This window comes from Serratia sp. GW822-FHT06E05 (assembly GCF_058799445.1).
Genome location: NZ_JBXALM010000009.1, coordinates 196,935 through 214,131, shown reverse-complemented (window position 1 = coordinate 214,131; position 17,197 = coordinate 196,935). Strand labels below are relative to the sequence as shown.

General features: G+C 55.0%; 17 protein-coding genes. 10 read left to right on the top strand and 7 right to left on the bottom strand.

Features of this window, described 5'->3' with window-relative positions; translation table 11 throughout:
* Nucleotides 1-30: 30 nt before the first annotated feature.
* Complete coding sequence (locus AC1RKC_RS19650) at nt 31-297, bottom strand: YdgH/BhsA/McbA family protein (RefSeq protein ID WP_020824919.1); 267 nt, start codon at nt 295-297, stop codon at nt 31-33.
* A 457-nt stretch (nt 298-754) separates the two neighbouring features.
* Here AC1RKC_RS19650 and rpsF point away from each other — a divergent pair, with 457 nt between their 5' ends.
* The 5 genes from rpsF (at nt 755) to AC1RKC_RS19625 (ending at nt 2,673) form a co-directional block, all read left to right on the top strand.
* Nucleotides 755-1,153: a 30S ribosomal protein S6 gene (rpsF, locus tag AC1RKC_RS19645; protein WP_006317459.1), complete on the top strand. Its 399-nt coding sequence runs from the start codon at nt 755-757 to the stop codon at nt 1,151-1,153.
* Nucleotides 1,154-1,161: 8 nt separating this feature from the next.
* A complete protein-coding gene (priB, locus tag AC1RKC_RS19640) occupies nt 1,162-1,479 on the top strand; it encodes a primosomal replication protein N (protein WP_006317460.1) in 318 nt (105 codons plus the stop codon).
* A 4-nt stretch (nt 1,480-1,483) separates the two neighbouring features.
* Nucleotides 1,484-1,711, top strand: a complete 228-nt coding sequence (gene rpsR, locus AC1RKC_RS19635) for a 30S ribosomal protein S18 (RefSeq protein WP_000135199.1) — start codon at nt 1,484-1,486, stop codon at nt 1,709-1,711.
* Between the two features lie 39 nt (nt 1,712-1,750).
* Nucleotides 1,751-2,203, top strand: a complete 453-nt coding sequence (rplI, locus tag AC1RKC_RS19630; RefSeq protein ID WP_004933629.1) for a 50S ribosomal protein L9 — start codon at nt 1,751-1,753, stop codon at nt 2,201-2,203.
* Between the two features lie 110 nt (nt 2,204-2,313).
* Nucleotides 2,314-2,673 (top strand): DUF488 domain-containing protein, encoded by a 360-nt coding sequence (locus AC1RKC_RS19625; RefSeq protein ID WP_115060325.1) that lies wholly within the window; start codon nt 2,314-2,316, stop codon nt 2,671-2,673.
* Here AC1RKC_RS19625 and AC1RKC_RS19620 read toward each other — a convergent pair.
* Nucleotides 2,670-3,338, bottom strand: a complete 669-nt coding sequence (locus AC1RKC_RS19620; protein WP_046374658.1) for an OapA family protein — start codon at nt 3,336-3,338, stop codon at nt 2,670-2,672. The two genes, AC1RKC_RS19625 and AC1RKC_RS19620, sit on opposite strands and share 4 nt — an antisense overlap.
* A 288-nt stretch (nt 3,339-3,626) precedes the next feature.
* Here AC1RKC_RS19620 and bamJ point away from each other — a divergent pair, with 288 nt between their 5' ends.
* The gene (gene bamJ, locus AC1RKC_RS19615) at nt 3,627-4,247 is read left to right on the top strand and encodes a BamJ family beta-barrel-assembly machinery protein (RefSeq protein ID WP_020824922.1); all 621 of its coding nucleotides are present in this window, start codon (nt 3,627-3,629) and stop codon (nt 4,245-4,247) included.
* A 43-nt stretch (nt 4,248-4,290) separates the two neighbouring features.
* Here the strand turns inward: bamJ and ytfE are convergent, their stop codons facing one another.
* Both ytfE and AC1RKC_RS19605 read right to left on the bottom strand, forming a co-directional pair.
* Nucleotides 4,291-4,956, bottom strand: coding sequence for an iron-sulfur cluster repair protein YtfE (ytfE, locus tag AC1RKC_RS19610; RefSeq protein ID WP_493092681.1), 666 nt, complete (start codon nt 4,954-4,956; stop codon nt 4,291-4,293).
* Nucleotides 4,957-5,075: 119 nt separating this feature from the next.
* Nucleotides 5,076-7,028, bottom strand: coding sequence for a bifunctional 2',3'-cyclic-nucleotide 2'-phosphodiesterase/3'-nucleotidase (locus tag AC1RKC_RS19605; protein WP_493092682.1), 1,953 nt, complete (start codon nt 7,026-7,028; stop codon nt 5,076-5,078).
* Nucleotides 7,029-7,284: 256 nt separating this feature from the next.
* Between AC1RKC_RS19605 and cysQ the strand changes: the two genes are divergently transcribed.
* On the top strand, nt 7,285-8,025 hold the full coding sequence (cysQ, locus tag AC1RKC_RS19600) for a 3'(2'),5'-bisphosphate nucleotidase CysQ (protein WP_041415176.1): 741 nt from the start codon (nt 7,285-7,287) through the stop codon (nt 8,023-8,025).
* 1 nt (nt 8,026) lies between these two features.
* Here the strand turns inward: cysQ and AC1RKC_RS19595 are convergent, their stop codons facing one another.
* Nucleotides 8,027-8,584, bottom strand: a complete 558-nt coding sequence (locus AC1RKC_RS19595) for a YtfJ family protein (RefSeq protein ID WP_020824926.1) — start codon at nt 8,582-8,584, stop codon at nt 8,027-8,029.
* A 326-nt stretch (nt 8,585-8,910) separates the two neighbouring features.
* On the opposite strand from AC1RKC_RS19595, the gene AC1RKC_RS19590 reads away from it, so the two are divergent.
* A complete protein-coding gene (locus tag AC1RKC_RS19590; RefSeq protein ID WP_012004917.1) occupies nt 8,911-9,117 on the top strand; it encodes a DUF1107 domain-containing protein in 207 nt (68 codons plus the stop codon).
* 90 nt (nt 9,118-9,207) lie between these two features.
* On the opposite strand, the gene paeA is transcribed toward AC1RKC_RS19590, so the two are convergent.
* The gene (paeA, locus tag AC1RKC_RS19585; RefSeq protein ID WP_020824927.1) at nt 9,208-10,539 is read right to left on the bottom strand and encodes a polyamine export protein PaeA; all 1,332 of its coding nucleotides are present in this window, start codon (nt 10,537-10,539) and stop codon (nt 9,208-9,210) included.
* Nucleotides 10,540-10,716: 177 nt separating this feature from the next.
* On the bottom strand, nt 10,717-11,358 hold the full coding sequence (gene msrA, locus AC1RKC_RS19580; protein ID WP_020824928.1) for a peptide-methionine (S)-S-oxide reductase MsrA: 642 nt from the start codon (nt 11,356-11,358) through the stop codon (nt 10,717-10,719).
* Nucleotides 11,359-11,644: 286 nt separating this feature from the next.
* On the opposite strand from msrA, the gene tamA reads away from it, so the two are divergent.
* Nucleotides 11,645-13,381 carry an autotransporter assembly complex protein TamA gene (tamA, locus tag AC1RKC_RS19575; protein ID WP_046374655.1) on the top strand — a complete coding sequence of 579 codons (1,737 nt, stop codon included), beginning with the start codon at nt 11,645-11,647 and terminating at the stop codon, nt 13,379-13,381.
* Nucleotides 13,378-17,196 (top strand): autotransporter assembly complex protein TamB, encoded by a 3,819-nt coding sequence (gene tamB / locus AC1RKC_RS19570; RefSeq protein ID WP_493092683.1) that lies wholly within the window; start codon nt 13,378-13,380, stop codon nt 17,194-17,196. The genes tamA and tamB overlap by 4 nt, the downstream gene beginning before the upstream one ends.
* The last annotated feature ends 1 nt before the right edge of the window (nt 17,197 follow it).

Here is a 17,197-nt window from a genome sequence, read left to right as displayed (position 1 = left end):
CGGCTTGCTTCCCTGGCACTGCATGCAGGCTTAACGATACAGTTCCGCGCTGACGTGAATGGTGCTGTTGTTTTCCGGTTCGTGCAGCGCAATGATCCGGTAAGCGGTCGCGCCGCGCTGATCGGCTATTTTGCTCACTTGGCTGCTGGCGTCATCCGGCGACACCACATTCTGGTTCAACGTGACGAATCCCACGCTCTGGCGTTGGTCAGCCTGATGCGAAGTGATTTCGGTAGCGGCCATGACGTTGGCGGAAAACAGTAAAGCAATGGCGGTGGCGATGGTAATGCGTTTCATAAGTGCCTCTCTTAACTGTTTGCTTCAACGGCCTGACAGCAGGTGCCAGTGCAGCAAAAAGTTATTTGTCTGTATTGAATAACCTCAAATCTTTTTCGTCGCGCTGTCTGCGGCGGATAACAACAATTTTAGACCTTCCGGCAGGATTAAAAAGGGGGGCTTTTTGATGTCATCATTCAAAAAAAATGAATGAATTTTGCGCATCAGTGATGATTTCATTGAAAGATTTTTTGAACTGATGGATCTGTGTACATAGGTTGTACAGATAGCAAATCGTGCTATTTACGCATCGGGCCCGCATTACCGATAATAAATACCCTTCCGTCCTTGAGTTTCCCAGCCTGCGCAAGTATGATTACGCGTCATTTTTTCAGCCGCACACACATACACGTTCCTTGCTTCCATGGGCCGCGGTTGACCCTGACAGGAGGCTGAATAATCCGTAAGGAGCAATTCGATGCGTCATTACGAAATCGTTTTTATGGTCCATCCTGACCAAAGCGAACAGGTTCCGGGCATGATCGAGCGTTACAGTGCTACCATCACTAACGCTGCTGGTCAGATTCACCGTCTGGAAGACTGGGGCCGCCGTCAACTGGCTTACCCGATCAACAAACTGCACAAAGCTCACTACGTTCTGCTGAACGTTGAAGCTCCGCAGGAAGCGATCGATGAGCTGGAAACTAACTTCCGCTTCAACGACGCCGTTATCCGTAGCATGGTTATGCGCGTTAAGCACGCGGTAACTGAAGCATCTCCGATGGTTAAAGCGAAAGACGAACGTCGTGGCGATCGCCGCGAAGACTTCGCTAACGAAACCGCAGATGATGCAGATGCTGGGGATTCTGAAGAGTAATTGCCGCCGTGACATCTAATCGTCTGGTTTTGTCGGGCACTGTGTGCAAGGCGCCGGTTCGAAAAGTGAGTCCTTCCGGGATCCCCCACTGCCAATTTGTGCTAGAGCACCGTTCGCAGCAAATGGAAGCCGGATTTAGCAGGCAAGCATGGTGCCGAATGCCCGTGGTTGTCAGCGGACAACAGTCACAAGCACTAACTCAAAGATTAACGGTCGGCAGTCAGATAACCGTGCAAGGCTTCGTAAGCTGCCATCAAGGGCGCAACGGGCTGAACAAACTGGTTCTGCATGCCGAGCAGATTGAATTGATAGATTCTGGAGACTAGCCTAATGGCACGTTATTTCCGTCGTCGCAAGTTCTGCCGTTTCACCGCGGAAGGCGTTCAAGAGATTGACTATAAAGACATCGCTACGCTGAAAAACTACATCACTGAAAGTGGTAAAATTGTCCCGAGCCGTATTACCGGTACTCGTGCAAAATATCAGCGCCAGCTGGCCCGTGCTATCAAGCGCGCGCGCTACCTGTCTTTGTTGCCGTACACTGATCGTCATCAGTAATCGGCCACTGTCCATTAACGACTTTGAGAGGATAAGGTAATGCAAGTTATTCTGCTTGATAAAGTAGCAAACCTGGGCAGCCTGGGTGATCAAGTTAACGTTAAAGCGGGCTACGCCCGTAACTTCCTGGTACCACAGGGCAAAGCTGTTCCTGCTACCAAGAAAAACGTAGAGTTCTTCGAAGCACGCCGTGCTGAACTGGAAGCCAAACTGGCTGACGTTCTGGCTGCTGCTGAAGCTCGCGCAACCAAGATCAACGAACTGGGTTCAGTCACCATCGCGTCTAAATCAGGCGACGAAGGTAAACTGTTCGGCTCTATCGGCACCCGCGACATCGCTGACGCAGTTACTGCGGCAGGCGTTGAAGTTGCCAAGAGCGAAGTTCGTCTGCCGAACGGCGTTCTGCGTACCACTGGTGAACACGAAGTTCACTTCCAGGTACACAGCGACGTGTTCGCACAGCTGAATGTAGTTGTGGTTGCAGAAGCTTAATCGCTCCTGCCAGCCAAGTTAAAACGCCAGCCTCGTGCTGGCGTTTTGCTTTTCTGCGTCCGGTAAAACGCGCTACCCTGCTATCACAGCATGAATGAGGAGCAGCGGAAATGGCGGAGATTATCTTGCAGCGCGTTTACGATTTTACCGGCCCTGCACCGGAGCACTGTTATCTGATCGATCGCTTGTGGCCGCGAGGCATCAGCAAGGAACGATTGCAGGGCGTGCAGTGGCTAAAGCAGGTTGCGCCGGATAACGCGCTGCGGCAGTGGTTTCATCAACATCTTGACCAGTGGGACGAGTTCGAAAGCCACTACCGCTTGCAACTGGCTCAAAATGACGCCTGGCAGCCATTGGTGGCTTTACTAAGACAGGGGCAACCCTTGACCTTACTTTATGGCAGTAAAGACACACAGCACAACCATGGCATCGTGCTGCGCGACTTTCTGTTAGGGCAGTTAGTGGATTAACGCTCGCGGCGATAGCTGCCGTCGGCCTGGCGGCGGAATAACACCTGACTGTTGTCAGCGGTGGTGACAGATAGCGCGGTGATCACGCCGTTGGTATCACGTTCGATACGCACTTCCTGGCCGGCCTTCATGTTGCTGAGTGGCTTATCGTTACCTTCCACCTGCGCCATGGCGAAAACTTCGTTCACCGGCAGGTTGTTGTCACGGAAAAGCTGCGCCAGCGTCTGGCCCGGTTGGATCTGGTAGCGTTGCCAGTTGCCCGCCGGTTCCGGCTCTACAGCGTGCTGCTGCTGAGTGTCGTTTTGCAATTCGGCCTGCAAGGGAACGCTGTTTTCCTGCTGGGTGACAGGGAATGGCTGTTTTTCCGATGAATACGGCCACAGCAGTGCCAGCAGCAGGATGATGCCGAAAATCAGGGTCCAGCGACGATGAAAATAAGGCAGTGGCTCCATCCAACCGAAGCCGTCCGGCAGGTGCCAGATCTTCAGCAGTAACGCTTTGATGTTTTGCCCCTTACCGCTTTCCGGTGGTTGTTCTGAATCCGGGTCTTCTACCGACGCTGGCGCGGAGCCGGGCTTCAGGCGCTGACTGAAGTTCAGCCAGGTACGCAACAACGGCTGGTAGATACGGGTGGTCTTCCTTCTCCTGGGCGAGATTCTGCCCATGGTAACCTCTCTTCAACGGCGTAAAAATATCACGGTACAAAAGGGTGTACCGCCGACCCGATACCCTGTTTTCAGTATAGTCCGCTAACTGATTGAAGTGAAAGGCAGCAGCAAACCTATACCTGTTGCGGCAGGCGATTCGCCTGGGCGCGCGGGAGCGGGTGTTAACTGAGGGTTATTGTTTCTTTTTCTACGACAAAAGTCATCATTCTCCACACAAGATTTTACCCGGCATTGCGGCGCTGTTATGCTGCGCTTTCGACTTTTTACAGACTAAAGGAAAACCCCATGACAACCCCTTCTTTTGACAGCGTTGAAGCGCAGGCGAGCTACGGGATTGGTTTACAGGTCGGCCAGCAGCTGCAAGAGTCCGGTCTGGAAGGTTTACAACCGGAAGCTTTGCTGGCAGGTTTGCGTGACGCGCTGGAAGGGAATGCCCCGGCGGTTCCGGTAGACGTGGTGCACCGTGCGCTGCGCGAAATCCACGAACGTGCGGATGCCGTACGTCGTGAGCGTCAACAGGCGATGGCCGTTGAAGGCCAGAAATTCCTGGAAGACAACGCCAAGCGCGACGAAGTTACGCTGACCGAATCCGGTCTGCAGTTTTCCGTGCTGGAGCAGGGCAACGGCCCAATCCCGTCCCGTCAGGATCGCGTGCGTGTGCATTACACTGGCCGTCTGATTAACGGCGACGTGTTCGACAGCTCCGTAGAGCGCGGTCAACCGGCAGAATTCCCGGTTAGCGGCGTGATCCCTGGCTGGATCGAAGCGCTGACCCTGATGCCGGTCGGTTCCAAATGGCAGCTGTATATTCCACACGATCTGGCCTACGGCGAGCGTGGTGCCGGCGCATCCATCCCGCCATTCAGCGCGCTGGTGTTCGACGTCGAACTGCTGGAAATCCTGTAATTCTCTAACAGATTTCTCTGGGCGCCTTAATGGCGCCCTTATTTTATGCGCCGTTCAGCGCGCGGGGGAACAACAGGTTGTTCTCCAGATTGATGTGTTCCATCAGGTCATCAATAAACTCGTCGATACCACCATACAGCGCCTGCCAGGTATTGCAGGCACCTTCCGGTGGCGTCACGTTGTGGGTGAGGAACTTCACCACTTCCAGCTGTTCGCCCGCTTCGTCATGCTCATGTTCCATTACCGAGATCGGCCCTGCCGCCTGCCGGCCCATACCCTGCTTGATCATCGGGAACAGGATCTGTTCCTCTTTCATCATGTGATTTTCCAGATCCAGCCGGATCAGGTTCAGCTGTTTCGCCAGACCGCGTGGACAGGTGGCTTTGTCGGCATGAACCCGTTCGACTTTTTCCGCCATCAGTACCAGCTCGGCCAGCTGTTCACGGTGCCGCTGATGGAAGCGTGGCAGAATATAATCAATCAGTTCACCGAGCGGTGCAGTACGCCAGTCATAGCTTGCTGCCGGTCTGGCGGCGAGGGTGGCCAATTCGCTTTCAAGCTGCTCGAGATCCAGTCCTTTACGCTCGGCCGCGCGTTGCAGCGTTTGTTTTCCGCCACAGCAGAAATCCAAATCGTTCAGGCGGAACAGGCGTGATGCCCGGGGAATAGCGATGGCGAGAGCGCCGAGGGATTGATTACGGTAATCCATGAGAGTGCCTCTTTAAATGAAAAATCTATAACATGCATTTTAAATGCAATTTAAAGGACGCGCCAGCGAGAAAAAGGAGTAGATGGCCGGGGGGAACGCTGTGCCTCCCGGCCTGCAGCTTATTTGCTACTTAAATCAATCTTATAAACTGCGAAACCGATGTTATCCGTGCCTTCGGATTTCATTGGATACTGGGTATGTGCCTTGATAAATGCTGACGCTTTCTCGCTTGGCGAGGTTTCAAAGCGAATATCCAGCGGTTGCGGGCTGCGGAAGGTCGCCAGGCGCCAATTGTTATCCACCTGTGGCCGTACTGCGCCATGCTGCTTGGTTTCAGCGCTGATATAGGCCGCCAACACTGAACGGTTCTCGTCCGGCGAAGCGAAGGCAATATGCTGATCGCCAGTGCCGGCGAACTTGCCACCGTAAGCGCGATAGTTATTGGTCGCCACCAGGAAGGTGGCTTTAGGATCAATTGGCTTGCCTTTGAACGTCAGCTGCTTGATACGTTCCGCCTTGTTGTTTATCAACTGGCATTCGCCGTCGTAACGCGCAGGCTGGCTGACGTCGATCTGGTAATTAACCCCATCAATCACGTCGAAGTTATAGGTGCGGAAGCCATCCCAGTTGATCAGGCCCTGCGGTTGGCTGCTGTTGACGTCGATTTGATTGAACTGCCCGGCGGAGCACTCCAGCCACTCCTTCACCTCTTTGCCACTGGCTTTTACTACCACCAGGGTGTTGGGATAGAGGTAGAGATCCGAAGCGTTACGGAAGGTGAGCTGGCCTTTTTCCACTTCGACGAAGCTGGCCGGATCGTTTTTGCGGCCGCCGACCTTGAACGGCGCTGCCGCTGACAGCACCGGCAAATCGGCCAGATCCGGGTCGCCCTGAATGTAGTGTTCCACATAGGCTTTCTGCGCGTTATTTACGATTTGTACCGTTGGGTCATCCTGTACCAGCGCCAGGTAGCTGTACATGTTGTCATCAGCTTTGCCGACCGGCTTACTGACAAAATCGCGCGTGCCCTTATGATCTTCCGCCAGGACTTTCACCAGCTTGGCGTCTTCCGCCGCCAGCGATTTCTTGTTCTCTTTGTCGTAGATGGGCCGTGCTTCCGCTTTGGCGGAAGCTACTTTCCAACTGCCAGAGTCGTTGTTCAACTGCAGATCGACAACGCCGAGGTGGTCGCCCCACTGGCCGGGCATGACCGCAGGTATGCCGTTCAGCGTGCCCTGAGCGATGTCAGCGCCTTTGATATTGGCGAAGTCTTTGCTCGGGAATACCGCGTGAGCATGGCCGAACATGATGGCGTCAATGCCCGGAACCTGGCTGAGGTAGTACACCGAATTCTCTGCCATCGCCTTGTACGGCTCGCTGGACAGGCCGGAGTGCGGGATCGCCACGATCAGATCGGCCCCCTGTTTACGCATTTCCGGCACGTAGCGTTTGGCGGTTTCGGTGATGTCGTTGACCTTAACCTTGCCTTGCAGATTGGCCTTATCCCACACCAGAATTTGCGGTGGCACAAAACCGATATAGCCGATGCGTAAACTATGTTCCTTGCCGTCACGGTCTTTTACCGGCGTATCGACGATAATGTAAGGAGTGAACAGCGGTTTCTGCGTTTTAGCGTCGATCACGTTCGCATTGATATACGGGAACTTGGCACCGCTGATGGCGGTTTTCAGGTAATCGAGGCCGTAGTTGAATTCGTGGTTGCCGATATTGCCGACCACATAATTCAGGGTGTTCATGGCCTTATAGACAGGATGAATATCGCCGGGCTTCAGGCCCTTGGCCGCCATATAGTCACCGAGCGGGCTGCCCTGAATGATGTCGCCGTTATCCACCAGTACGCTATTGGTGGCCTGCTGGCGAGCCTGTTCAATCAGGCTGGCGGTGCGCACCAGACCGAACTTGTCGGTCGGTTTATCCTTGTAGTAATCGAAGTCCATCATGTTGCTGTGCAGGTCGGTGGTTTCCAGCACGCGCAGATCGACCGTTGCCGCCTGCGCTGAGGCGCAAACCAGCACAGCGAGGACAGACAACGTCAGCGGACGCTTCATCATTTTTGGCTTTCTCCATTCTATTTTTCGAGTTTTATCGCAGAGGGGCATGTAATTAACATTGGTTGTCTCACCAAACTGTGAAGTGTGGCAGAAAATCGGCCAAGGTATCGGAGGAAATGTCACAGTTGTGACGGCAAAGACTCGAGTCATTACCGAAGGTTAAATCGTTATGATGGATATTCGATGCAAAAAAAACTAGGCTGCTAGCAATGAGAAAGGGGAAATGGCCCACGGAACTGTCTATCTGAGGTGAATGATGTTAGAAAAAATTTGCCAACTGTCCCGCGAGGCGGGCGCGGCCATCATGGCGGTGTACAACGGTGAACAACCGCTTGATGTTACACAAAAAAAAGATGACTCCCCGGTGACGGCGGCCGATCTGGCGGCGCACCACATTATCCAGCGCGGCCTGGCGGCGTTAACGCCGGACATCCCCTTGCTGTCGGAAGAAGATCCACCGACCTGGGAAGTGCGGCAGAATTGGACGCGCTACTGGCTGGTCGATCCGCTGGACGGCACCAAAGAGTTCCTGAATCGCAACGGTGAGTTCACGGTAAATATCGCGTTGATTGAAGACGGGCAGGCGGTAATGGGCGTGGTTTACGCCCCGGCGATCGACGTGCTGTATCTGGCCGAGCGCGGTAAAGCCTGGAAAGAAGAAAAGGGCCACCGGCAGGAGATTGGCGTCAGCAATGCCCATCCGCCATTGGTGGTGGTCAGCCGTTCGCACAGCGACGAAGAGCTGAAGGACTACCTGAAACAGCTGGGCGAACACCAGACCGTTTCCGTCGGTTCTTCGCTGAAATTCTGCCTGGTGGCGGAAGGTAAAGCGCAGCTCTACCCGCGCTTTGGGCCCACCAATATCTGGGATACCGCCGCCGGTCATGCCGTGGCCGTGGCAGCCGGGGCACAGATCCACGACTGGCAGGGCAGACCTCTGCTCTATACGCCGCGTGAATCCTTCCTAAACCCCGGCTTCAGGGTTTCGCTGTTCTAAATCAGTTCGCCAGCAGCTGGTGCAGTTGGGTCATGACCTGCTGCACCTCTTCTGGCGTCAGGGCGCCGTCTTTGGCGAACTGGATCCTGCCTTGCTTATCCAACACCACAATGGCCGACCCTTTCGGCTGCAAATCCCAGGCCTTGCGCACGTTGCCGTTGCTGTCGACCACAAACTGCGACCAGGGGAACTCTTTCTTGCTGTCTTCAATGCTGTTGCGAACAAACACCGCGGTGCCGAGTATCGCGTCGTCGGTATTCACTATTGTCGTCGTTTGGTAACGATCGTGCGGTAGTTTAGCTTTCTTAATCGCTTCGATCAGCGGATCGTTCATCGCCTTGGCGGAGCTACGGCCGGCAATATGCTGTATGACTCGCACTTTCCCACTGAGTTGCGCGCTATTCCAGTTTTGATAGCTAAACTTATCATTAGCGTAATTCAACTCTCCCTTATCGCTGACGCCGACCGGCGCGACGCGTTGCTGGAGTTGGAAGTTGTGCGCAGAGGCTAAAAAGGGGGCAAGCAGCAGGGAAACAATAAGCAGGTGACTTTTTTTCATGCCTTCTCCTTGGAAGGGGAACGGTGCCGACAGCACCCGACAGCCTAAAGCATAGGTGGTGATCGGAGGTCTGTCCTGTTAGCTGGATCGCAGTTTCCCCTTCTGGCCGGTAATACCTGTGTTTTGAAGGGATATACTGAAAAAGTTATATATTATCATATACAATTCTGTCAAAAAGTGTAAATCCAGTGAAGATATCCGTGCAGAAGTGAACATTATCGTCTTTACTAGGTCTACTACATGGCAATCAAGTTGCGTTCTTACTTTAGAGGCTGCCACCTTGGCGGCTCGCTGAGCGCATGGACCAAACGGAGGAGAGTAATAGAATGAGAATCTTCCAGCGTTATAATCCGTTGAAAGTGGCGAAGTACGTAAAAACCCTGTTTCGTGGCCGGCTGTATATCAAAGATGTAGGCGCGTTCGAATTCGACGAAGGGAAAATCCTGTTACCGAAAATTCGTGACCGGCGCCACTTCAGCGTGATGTCAGAGGTAAACCGTCAGGTGTTGTTACTGCAAACTGAGATGGGTTGATGCGCGGTTAGTATCCTGCTACTGAAGTACCCTGCAAAAGCTCCAATAATTGCGGCCCCGATGGGGCCGCTGACGTTTCTACAGTCCGGATCAGGCAGGGGCGTTGTCTTCTGGCGCCTTCGGCAGTACCGCCGCCGGTTTGTCGCTCAGTTTGGTTACCAGCAACTGGTCAATCTTGTAGCTGTCGATGTCCACCACTTCAAACTTGTAGCCGGCGTATTTCACGAAGTCGGTGCGTTTTGGGATCTTGCGCAGCATGTACATCATAAAGCCGCCGATGGTTTCGTAGTTGCCCGCCTGCGGGAACTCATCAATGTGCAGAACGCGCATCACATCGTCGATTGGCGTACCCCCCTCAATCAGCCATGAGCTTTCATCGCGTGCGACGATCTGCTCTTCCTGGCCTTGACCGACCAGATCGCCCATCAGGGTAGTCATTACGTCATTCAACGTGATGATGCCCACGACCAGTGCATATTCATTGAGAATAACGGCAAAGTCTTCGCCGGCCGTCTTAAAGCTTTCCAGCGCTTCGGACAGCGTCAGGGTATCCGGTACGATCAGCGCAGCGCGGATTTGCACACCGCTGCTCAGCACCAGGCTTTGATTGCCCAGCACGCGGTTCAGCAAGTCTTTGGAGTCAACGTAGCCGACCACCTGATCGATATTGCCGTCGCATACCAGGAACTTGGAGTGCGGATGGGTCGAGACTTTCTCGATAATGCTTTCTTCGGTTTCACGCAGATCGAAGTAAACCACGCTTTCACGCGAGGTCATCGACGAAGGTACGGTGCGTGACTCCAGTTCGAACACGTTTTCGATCAGCTCATGTTCCTGCTTGCGCAGCACGCCAGCCAGGGCACCGGCTTCCACTACCGCATAGATGTCGTCGGAAGTGATGTCGTCCTTGCGCACCATCGGCAGTTTGAACAGGCGGAAGATCAGGTTTGCCATGCCGTTGAAGAACCACACCAGCGGCCGGAAGATCATGATCGAGAAACGCATCGGGTTGATGATCCGGACGGCGACTGTCTCTGGTGCAATCATACCGATGCGCTTCGGGGTCAAATCTGCGAACAGGATGAACAGGCTGGTCACCAGGACGAACGAGCAGATAAAGCTGACTTGCTCCGCCATCTCCGGGGACAAAAAGCGATCGAACAACACCTGGAAGCTAGGGGAGAAGGCAGCATCGCCGACGATACCACCGAGAATGGCTACGGCGTTCAGGCCAATCTGCACCACGGTAAAGAACAGCCCCGGGGTTTCTTGTAGTTTAAGGACTTTGGCGGCATTGACGTTACCTTCGTCAGCCATCAGTTTCAGTTTAATCTTGCGTGACGCGGCCAGAGAAATTTCCGACAGTGAGAAAAACGCACTCACTGCGATCAGAAAAAGAATCAGTAAAATACTGTTTAACATAATCTATCCATACGTGCCGACGGGATGACGGCGCTCTTGAGGAAGGGTAGTACATTGTAAAAAAAGTAGTGATAACAACCAGAAAGGAGGCTATCAGGCCGCAGATGCGGCCCGCATAGTATAGCAGCAGCCCTACAGGGGCCGCCAGCGGTTAAAAAATTACCGCTGACCAAGGGTTTAGCCCTGGGGTGGCAAACAAACGCCGATGCCGCCCAGGCCGCAGTAGCCTTCAGGATTCTTGTACAGATACTGCTGATGGTCATCCTCGGCATAGTAAAACGGCAGCGCTGGCACCACTTCGGTGGTGATGGTGCGTTGGTCGCCCGCCTCGTTCATGGCCTGCTGGAAACGCTTCAGACTGCTTTCGGCTGCGGTCTGCTGTTCCGGCGTCAGCGTATAAATTGCTGAGCGATACTGAGTGCCGACGTCGCCACCCTGACGCATGCCCTGCGCCGGATCGTGGTTCTCCCAGAACACCTGCAGCAGCTGCTTATAGCTGATGATTTTCGGATCGAATACCACCCGCACCACTTCAGTATGACCGGTCTGGCCGCTGCACACTTCGCGGTAGGTTGGGTTTGGCGTAAAACCGCCGCTGTAGCCTGCCGCCGTGCTGTACACGCCCTGCTGCTGCCAGAACAGGCGCTCCACACCCCAGAAGCATCCCATGGCGAAGATAGCCACTTCCATGCCTTCCGGCACCTGGGTCATTGAATGGTGAGTGACCACGTTGAGCGTGGCAACCGGCATGGGCGTCGTGCGGCCAGGCAGTGCGTTCGCCTTGTCGACGGTTTGTGTTTTATCAAAAAATGGCACCACGGTTGACTCCTGTTGTCACAGTAAGAATTGACCTAAGACACGGCAGTTCGGTTGTATCTAACCGCAACTTTGCCCACAATAAGCTACATATTCAGATTATGAATCAGATTAACGCAGTATTTAGAGCGCCAAAAGCTAAGAATGCGCCAGTTTACTGCGGCAGTAAAATCGTAATATGTCGCGTCTGGAATAAGGCTGAAAGGGCTGCCGTCTTGATAGCGCGGAGTATGCCCTGGCACCAGAGTGCGTGTTATAACAGGAAAGTAAAATAAATTAAGGAGAACGCGTGCCACGATACCGTGCCCTGTGCTTTTTGTGTGCGCTGCTCGCGACGCCTGCGGCGTTTTCGGCGAATGTGCGGCTGCAGGTTGAAGGACTTAGCGGGGAACTGGAAAAAAACGTCCGGGTACGCCTGTCTTCCATCACTCCGGAAGAGGTCGGTACTGATGGCCGTTTCCGCGCACGCGTGGATGAAGCTGTTCGTCAGGGGCTGAGAGCGCTTGGCTATTATCAGCCTACCATCGAATTTACGTTGGACGATCGGCCAGGGCTGGCGCGGCCGGTGCTGCACGCCAAGGTCAATCCGGGTGAACCGGTGCGCATTGCCGGGGCCAATATCGCGCTGGAAGGCGGTGCGAAAACCGATGAAGACTATCTGTCGTTGGTCAAAAAAGGCAAACCGACGATAGGTGAGATCCTTAATCACGGTAAATACGACAGTTTTAAAGGTTCACTGACCGGCCTGGCGCTGCGCAAAGGTTATTTCGATGCCGATATGACCAAAAGCCAGCTCGGCGTGGCGGAGGATCTGCATAAGGCCTATTGGGACATCGACTTCGACAGCGGGCAGCGTTACCGCTTCGGCCAGGTGAAGTTTACCGGTTCGCAAATTCGTGAAGACTATCTGCAAAATCTGGTGCCCTTTCATCAGGGGGATTATTACACTTCGGAAGACCTGGCCGAACTGAACCGCCGTTTGTCCGCCACTAACTGGTTTAACTCGGTGGTGGTCTCCCCTGATTTCAAAGATGCCAAAGAGAACAAGATTTTGCCGCTAGATGCGTTGGTGTCACCACGCACTCGCAACACCATCGAAACCGGTGTCGGTTACTCCACCGACGTTGGCCCCCGCGTTAAAGGCACATGGAAGAAGCCCTGGCTTAACGATCGCGGCCACAGTCTGGAAACCAGCGCCAGTATTTCGGCCCCGGAGCAGCAGCTCGATCTGACCTATAAGATCCCGTTGCTGAAGAATCCGCTGGAGCAGTATTACCTGCTGCAGGGCGGGCTCAAGAACGTCGATCTCAACGATACCAAGTCCGTAACCTCCAAAGTGGTGGCCTCGCGCAACTGGGATCTCTCCAGCGGCTGGCAGCGGGCTATTAACCTGACCTGGCGCTGGGATAACTTTACCCAGGGTAACGTCAGCAATACCACCATGCTGCTTTACCCTGGCGTCAGCCTCAACCGCACCCGCTCGCGCGGAGGTCTGATGCCGACCTGGGGCGATAGCCAACGCTACTCCATCGACGTTTCCGACACCACCTGGGGATCAGGCGTGGACTTCGCGTTGATGCAGGCGCAGAACGTCTGGATCCGCACCCTGGCCGATAAGCACCGGTTCGTGGCGCGCGGGCAGGTGGGGTGGATCGAGACCAACGACTTCGACAAAGTGCCGCCAGACCTGCGATTCTTTGCCGGTGGCGATCGCAGCATCCGTGGCTACAAGTACAAAGACATTTCCCCCCGCAACGATGACGGCAAGTTGACCGGTGCCTCCAAAATGCTGACTGGCTCGCTGGAATATCAATACAACGTTACCGGTAAATGGTGGGGGGCGATGTTCGTCGATTCCGGTGAAGCGGTGAACGATATCAAGCAGAGCAACTTCAAAACTGGCGCCGGTGTAGGCGTACGCTGGCAGTCGCCGGTAGGGCCAGTGAAGCTGGATATCGCCGCGCCCGTGGGGGACAAGGACACCCACGGGATGCAGTTCTACATCGGTTTGGGGCCTGAACTATGAGCCTGATAAAAAAGATTTGCTTTGGTTTCCTGATTGTCTTGCTGTTGCTGGTCGGGGCGGTGGCGTACTTGCTCGGTACCACCAGTGGTTTGCATATGACCCTCAACGCTGCTGCTCGATGGGTGCCGGGGTTGGATATTGCCAGCGTGAGCGGTGGCTGGCGTGATCTGACGCTAAAAGGCGTGAAGTATCAGATGCCGGGCGTCACGGTGAATGCCGGACAATTCCATCTGTCACTCGATCTGGCCTGCTTTAAAAACAGTTCGCTGTGCGTCAATGCGCTGACCGCGCAGGACGTCGACGTGGTGGTGAAAACCAAAGAAATGACGCCGTCTGCGCCGGTGGAAGAGACCAGCGAGCCGACCACTAATCTGAGCACGCCGTACCCTATTACCTTGCGTATGCTGACGCTGAATAACGTTAAGGTCAGCGTAGACGACACGGCAATCTCTCTTGGTGAATTCCGTACCGGAGCGCAGTGGCAAGAGCGTGCGTTGACCTTGCTGCCCACCAAAATCAGCGGCCTGTTGATTGCACTGCCGAAAACACCGCAGAACCCGTTGCCGGAGGCGATACAGCCGGCTGTCGAGGTTGCGAAAAAAGTGGGTGAACAGGTCGACAAGGCGGCGAAACCGGCACCGGTGCCGGAAGAGAAGCCACTGGGCGAAACGTTGAAAGAGCTGTTCGCCAAGCCGCTGCTGCCGGATCTGCCGGAAATCCGCCTGCCGTTGGACATCACGGTTAAGGAGATCAGCGGGGAACAACTGCGCTTGACCGGTGATACCGAGGTGTTGATTACCAGCCTGTTGCTGCAGGCCAGCACCCAGGATCAGCATATCAAGCTGGACAATTTCGATGTGAAATCCCCGCAGGGCACGTTGTCTGCGCAAGGGCAGGCGACGCTGACCGGCAGTTGGCCGGTGGAAATGGTGGCTAACAGCACGCTGAATATCGAGCCGCTGAAAGGGGAAAAGGTCAAACTGAACGTCGGCGGTGGGCTGCGCGAAGAACTTAAAGTGGCGCTGAACCTCTCCGGACCGGTCGGTGCGCAGCTTGATGTACAGACCCAATTGGCCGAAGTGGGTTTACCGCTGGCACTGACGCTGCAAAGCAAACAGCTGAAATGGCCGCTGAGCGGCGAAGCTCAGTATCAGGTCAACGATTTCCGCCTGCGTTTCAATGGCAAGGCGACTGATTATGCCTTGTCGACCCGGGCTAATATCAAGGGGCAGGATCTCCCGCCGGCGGTGCTGACGCTGGACGGTAAAGGTAGCGTTGAACAGTTCAAACTGGATCGCCTGCGGTTGGCGGCCTTGCAGGGCAATACCGATTTGACGGCGCTGGTGGACTGGAGCAAGGCCATCAGTTGGAATTCACAGCTGACGCTGAGCGGCATCAATACCGCCAAGCAGTGGCCGGAATGGCCGGCGAAGTTGGACGGTAAAATCACTACGCGTGGCAGCCTGCACGGCGGCAGTTGGCAATTGCAGGTGCCGGTGCTGCAGCTCGATGGTAACGTGAAGCAAAACAAAGTCACTGCACGTGGCACGCTTAGCGGCAATGCTGCCGGTCAGTGGAAAATCCCGGGCATCGATCTGACGCTGGGACGCAACCAACTGAACGTTAAGGGCCAACTGGACGAGAAAAGCTGGAACCTGGATGCGAATATTGACGCGCCACGTCTGGACGGCGCTCTGCCAGGGCTGGGCGGTACGGCGAAAGGCTTGCTGAAGCTACGGGGCAATCTGCAAGCGCCTCAGTTGCTGGCCGACCTGACCGCTTCCGGCCTGCAGTGGCAGGCGCTGCGCATCAACCGGGTGAAGATTGACGGCGACGTGCGTTCCAGCGATCAGATCCAGGGTCAGTTGGCGGTACGCGTTGAGCAACTTAAGCAGGATGCGCTGGATATCAGCCTGCTGACACTGGATGCCAAAGGCAGTGAGAAGCAGCATCAGCTGCAGTTGAAAATTGACGGCAAGCCGGTATCCGGTCAGTTGGCGCTGCAGGGCAGTTTCGATCGCCAACAGCAGCGCTGGCGCGGCAACCTGAACAATACCCGTTTCGATACCCCGGTGGGCGAATGGCGCTTAACTCGCGCCATTGCGCTGGATTACCTGAATACCGCGCAGAAAATCAGTATTGGACCGCACTGCTGGCAGAACCCGAACGCCGAACTGTGCGTACCCAAGACCATCGAAGCAGGCCAGAGTGGCCAGGCCAGCGTGGTATTGAACCGCTTTGATCTGGCGATGATCAAACCTTTCCTCGGTCCGGAGACCGCTTTGAGCGGCGTGTTCACCGGGCGGGCGGACGTAAGCTGGAAACCGGGCGGTGCGCTGCCGGACGCGAAAGTTTCCCTGGTGGGTAACGGCGTGAAGGTGGTTCAGCAAGTGCAGGGCAACGCGTTGCCGATCGCCTTTGATCGGCTGAATCTTAATGCCGGCCTGTCCAACGGTCGTGCGCAGGCCGACTGGTTGATCAAGTTGACCAATAATGGCCAATTTGACGGTAACGTACAGGTTGCCGATCCACAGGTACGACGCATTATCAGCGGCAACGTCAATATCACCAATATCTCGCTGGCGATGATCAATCCGGCGTTGATGAAGGGGGAGAAGGCCGCGGGCATGCTGAATGCCAATCTGCGCCTGGGTGGCAGTGCGCAGAAGCCTCTGGTTTATGGCCGGATGGCGTTGGATAAGGTTGATATAGATGGTCACTGGATGCCGTTTGATATGACGGACGGCCGCCTGGTGATGAACTTTGACGGCATGACCTCGACCATGGAAGGGCTGGTCAGCACCACGCGCGGACAGCTTAACCTGTCGGGCGATGCTGACTGGCGCGACATCAACGCCTGGCGCGCACGTATCGCCGCCAAGGGCGATAAGCTGCGGGTGACGGTGCCGCCGATGATCCGCATCGACGTTTCACCCGATCTGGTGTTTGAAGCCACGCCGCAGCTGTTCTCGCTCAATGGTTCGGTAGATATTCCGTGGGCGCGCATTACGGTGCAGGAGTTGCCGGAAAGTGCGGTGGGCGTCTCTTCCGACGAAGTGATGCTGGACGACCAACTGAAACCGATACAGCCGAAAACCGCAGGGATCCCGATCAACAGCAACCTGATGATCCACGTGGGTAACGATGTGCGGCTGGATGCCTTTGGCTTAAAAGCCCGCTTGAAGGGCGATCTGAAAGTAGTGCAGGACAAGAATGGCCTGGGCCTGAACGGCCAGATTGACATCCCTTCCGGTCGCTTCCATGCTTATGGTCAGGATTTGATCGTCCGCAAGGGCCAACTGATGTTCTCAGGGCCGCCGGATCAGCCGCTGCTTAATATTGAAGCCATCCGTAATCCTGAATCGACCGAAGACGACGTCACCGCTGGGGTACGCGTTACCGGGTTGGCGGATGCACCCAAGCTGGAAGTGTTCTCGGATCCGGCCAAATCTCAGCAGGAAGCGCTGTCTTATCTGCTGCGCGGGCAGGGATTGGGCAGTTCCGGCGCCGATGGTAACGCAATGACCTCAATGTTAATTGGGATGGGGGTTGCACAAAGTGGTCAACTTGTGGGTAAAATCGGCGAGGCGTTTGGCGTAAGCAATTTGGCCCTGGATACTCAGGGTGTCGGCGACAGTTCCCAGGTTGTCGTGAGCGGTTATGTTCTCCCAGGCTTACAAGTAAAATATGGGGTGGGTATTTTCGACTCGCTGGCTACGTTGACGTTGCGTTACCGCCTGATGCCTAAATTGTATCTGGAAGCGGTGTCTGGTCTCGACCAGGCATTAGATTTGCTCTATCAGTTTGAGTTTTAGC

Bases quoted from the DNA above. Each gene is read 5' to 3' on its own strand.
- AC1RKC_RS19605 (WP_493092682.1), bottom strand. From the start codon at position 7,028: ATGATGAAGCGTCCGCTGACGTTGTCTGTCCTCGCTGTGCTGGTTTGC.
- bamJ (WP_020824922.1), top strand. From the start codon at position 3,627: ATGACAACCCCTTCTTTTGACAGCGTTGAAGCGCAGGCGAGCTACGGG.
- AC1RKC_RS19595 (WP_020824926.1), bottom strand. From the start codon at position 8,584: ATGAAAAAAAGTCACCTGCTTATTGTTTCCCTGCTGCTTGCCCCCTTT.
- rpsR (WP_000135199.1), top strand. From the start codon at position 1,484: ATGGCACGTTATTTCCGTCGTCGCAAGTTCTGCCGTTTCACCGCGGAA.
- AC1RKC_RS19650 (WP_020824919.1), bottom strand. From the start codon at position 297: ATGAAACGCATTACCATCGCCACCGCCATTGCTTTACTGTTTTCCGCC.
- ytfE (WP_493092681.1), bottom strand. From the start codon at position 4,956: ATGGATTACCGTAATCAATCCCTCGGCGCTCTCGCCATCGCTATTCCC.
- rpsF (WP_006317459.1), top strand. From the start codon at position 755: ATGCGTCATTACGAAATCGTTTTTATGGTCCATCCTGACCAAAGCGAA.
- AC1RKC_RS19620 (WP_046374658.1), bottom strand. From the start codon at position 3,338: ATGGGCAGAATCTCGCCCAGGAGAAGGAAGACCACCCGTATCTACCAG.
- cysQ (WP_041415176.1), top strand. From the start codon at position 7,285: ATGTTAGAAAAAATTTGCCAACTGTCCCGCGAGGCGGGCGCGGCCATC.
- tamB (WP_493092683.1), top strand. From the start codon at position 13,378: ATGAGCCTGATAAAAAAGATTTGCTTTGGTTTCCTGATTGTCTTGCTG.
- paeA (WP_020824927.1), bottom strand. From the start codon at position 10,539: ATGTTAAACAGTATTTTACTGATTCTTTTTCTGATCGCAGTGAGTGCG.
- rplI (WP_004933629.1), top strand. From the start codon at position 1,751: ATGCAAGTTATTCTGCTTGATAAAGTAGCAAACCTGGGCAGCCTGGGT.
- AC1RKC_RS19625 (WP_115060325.1), top strand. From the start codon at position 2,314: ATGGCGGAGATTATCTTGCAGCGCGTTTACGATTTTACCGGCCCTGCA.
- AC1RKC_RS19590 (WP_012004917.1), top strand. From the start codon at position 8,911: ATGAGAATCTTCCAGCGTTATAATCCGTTGAAAGTGGCGAAGTACGTA.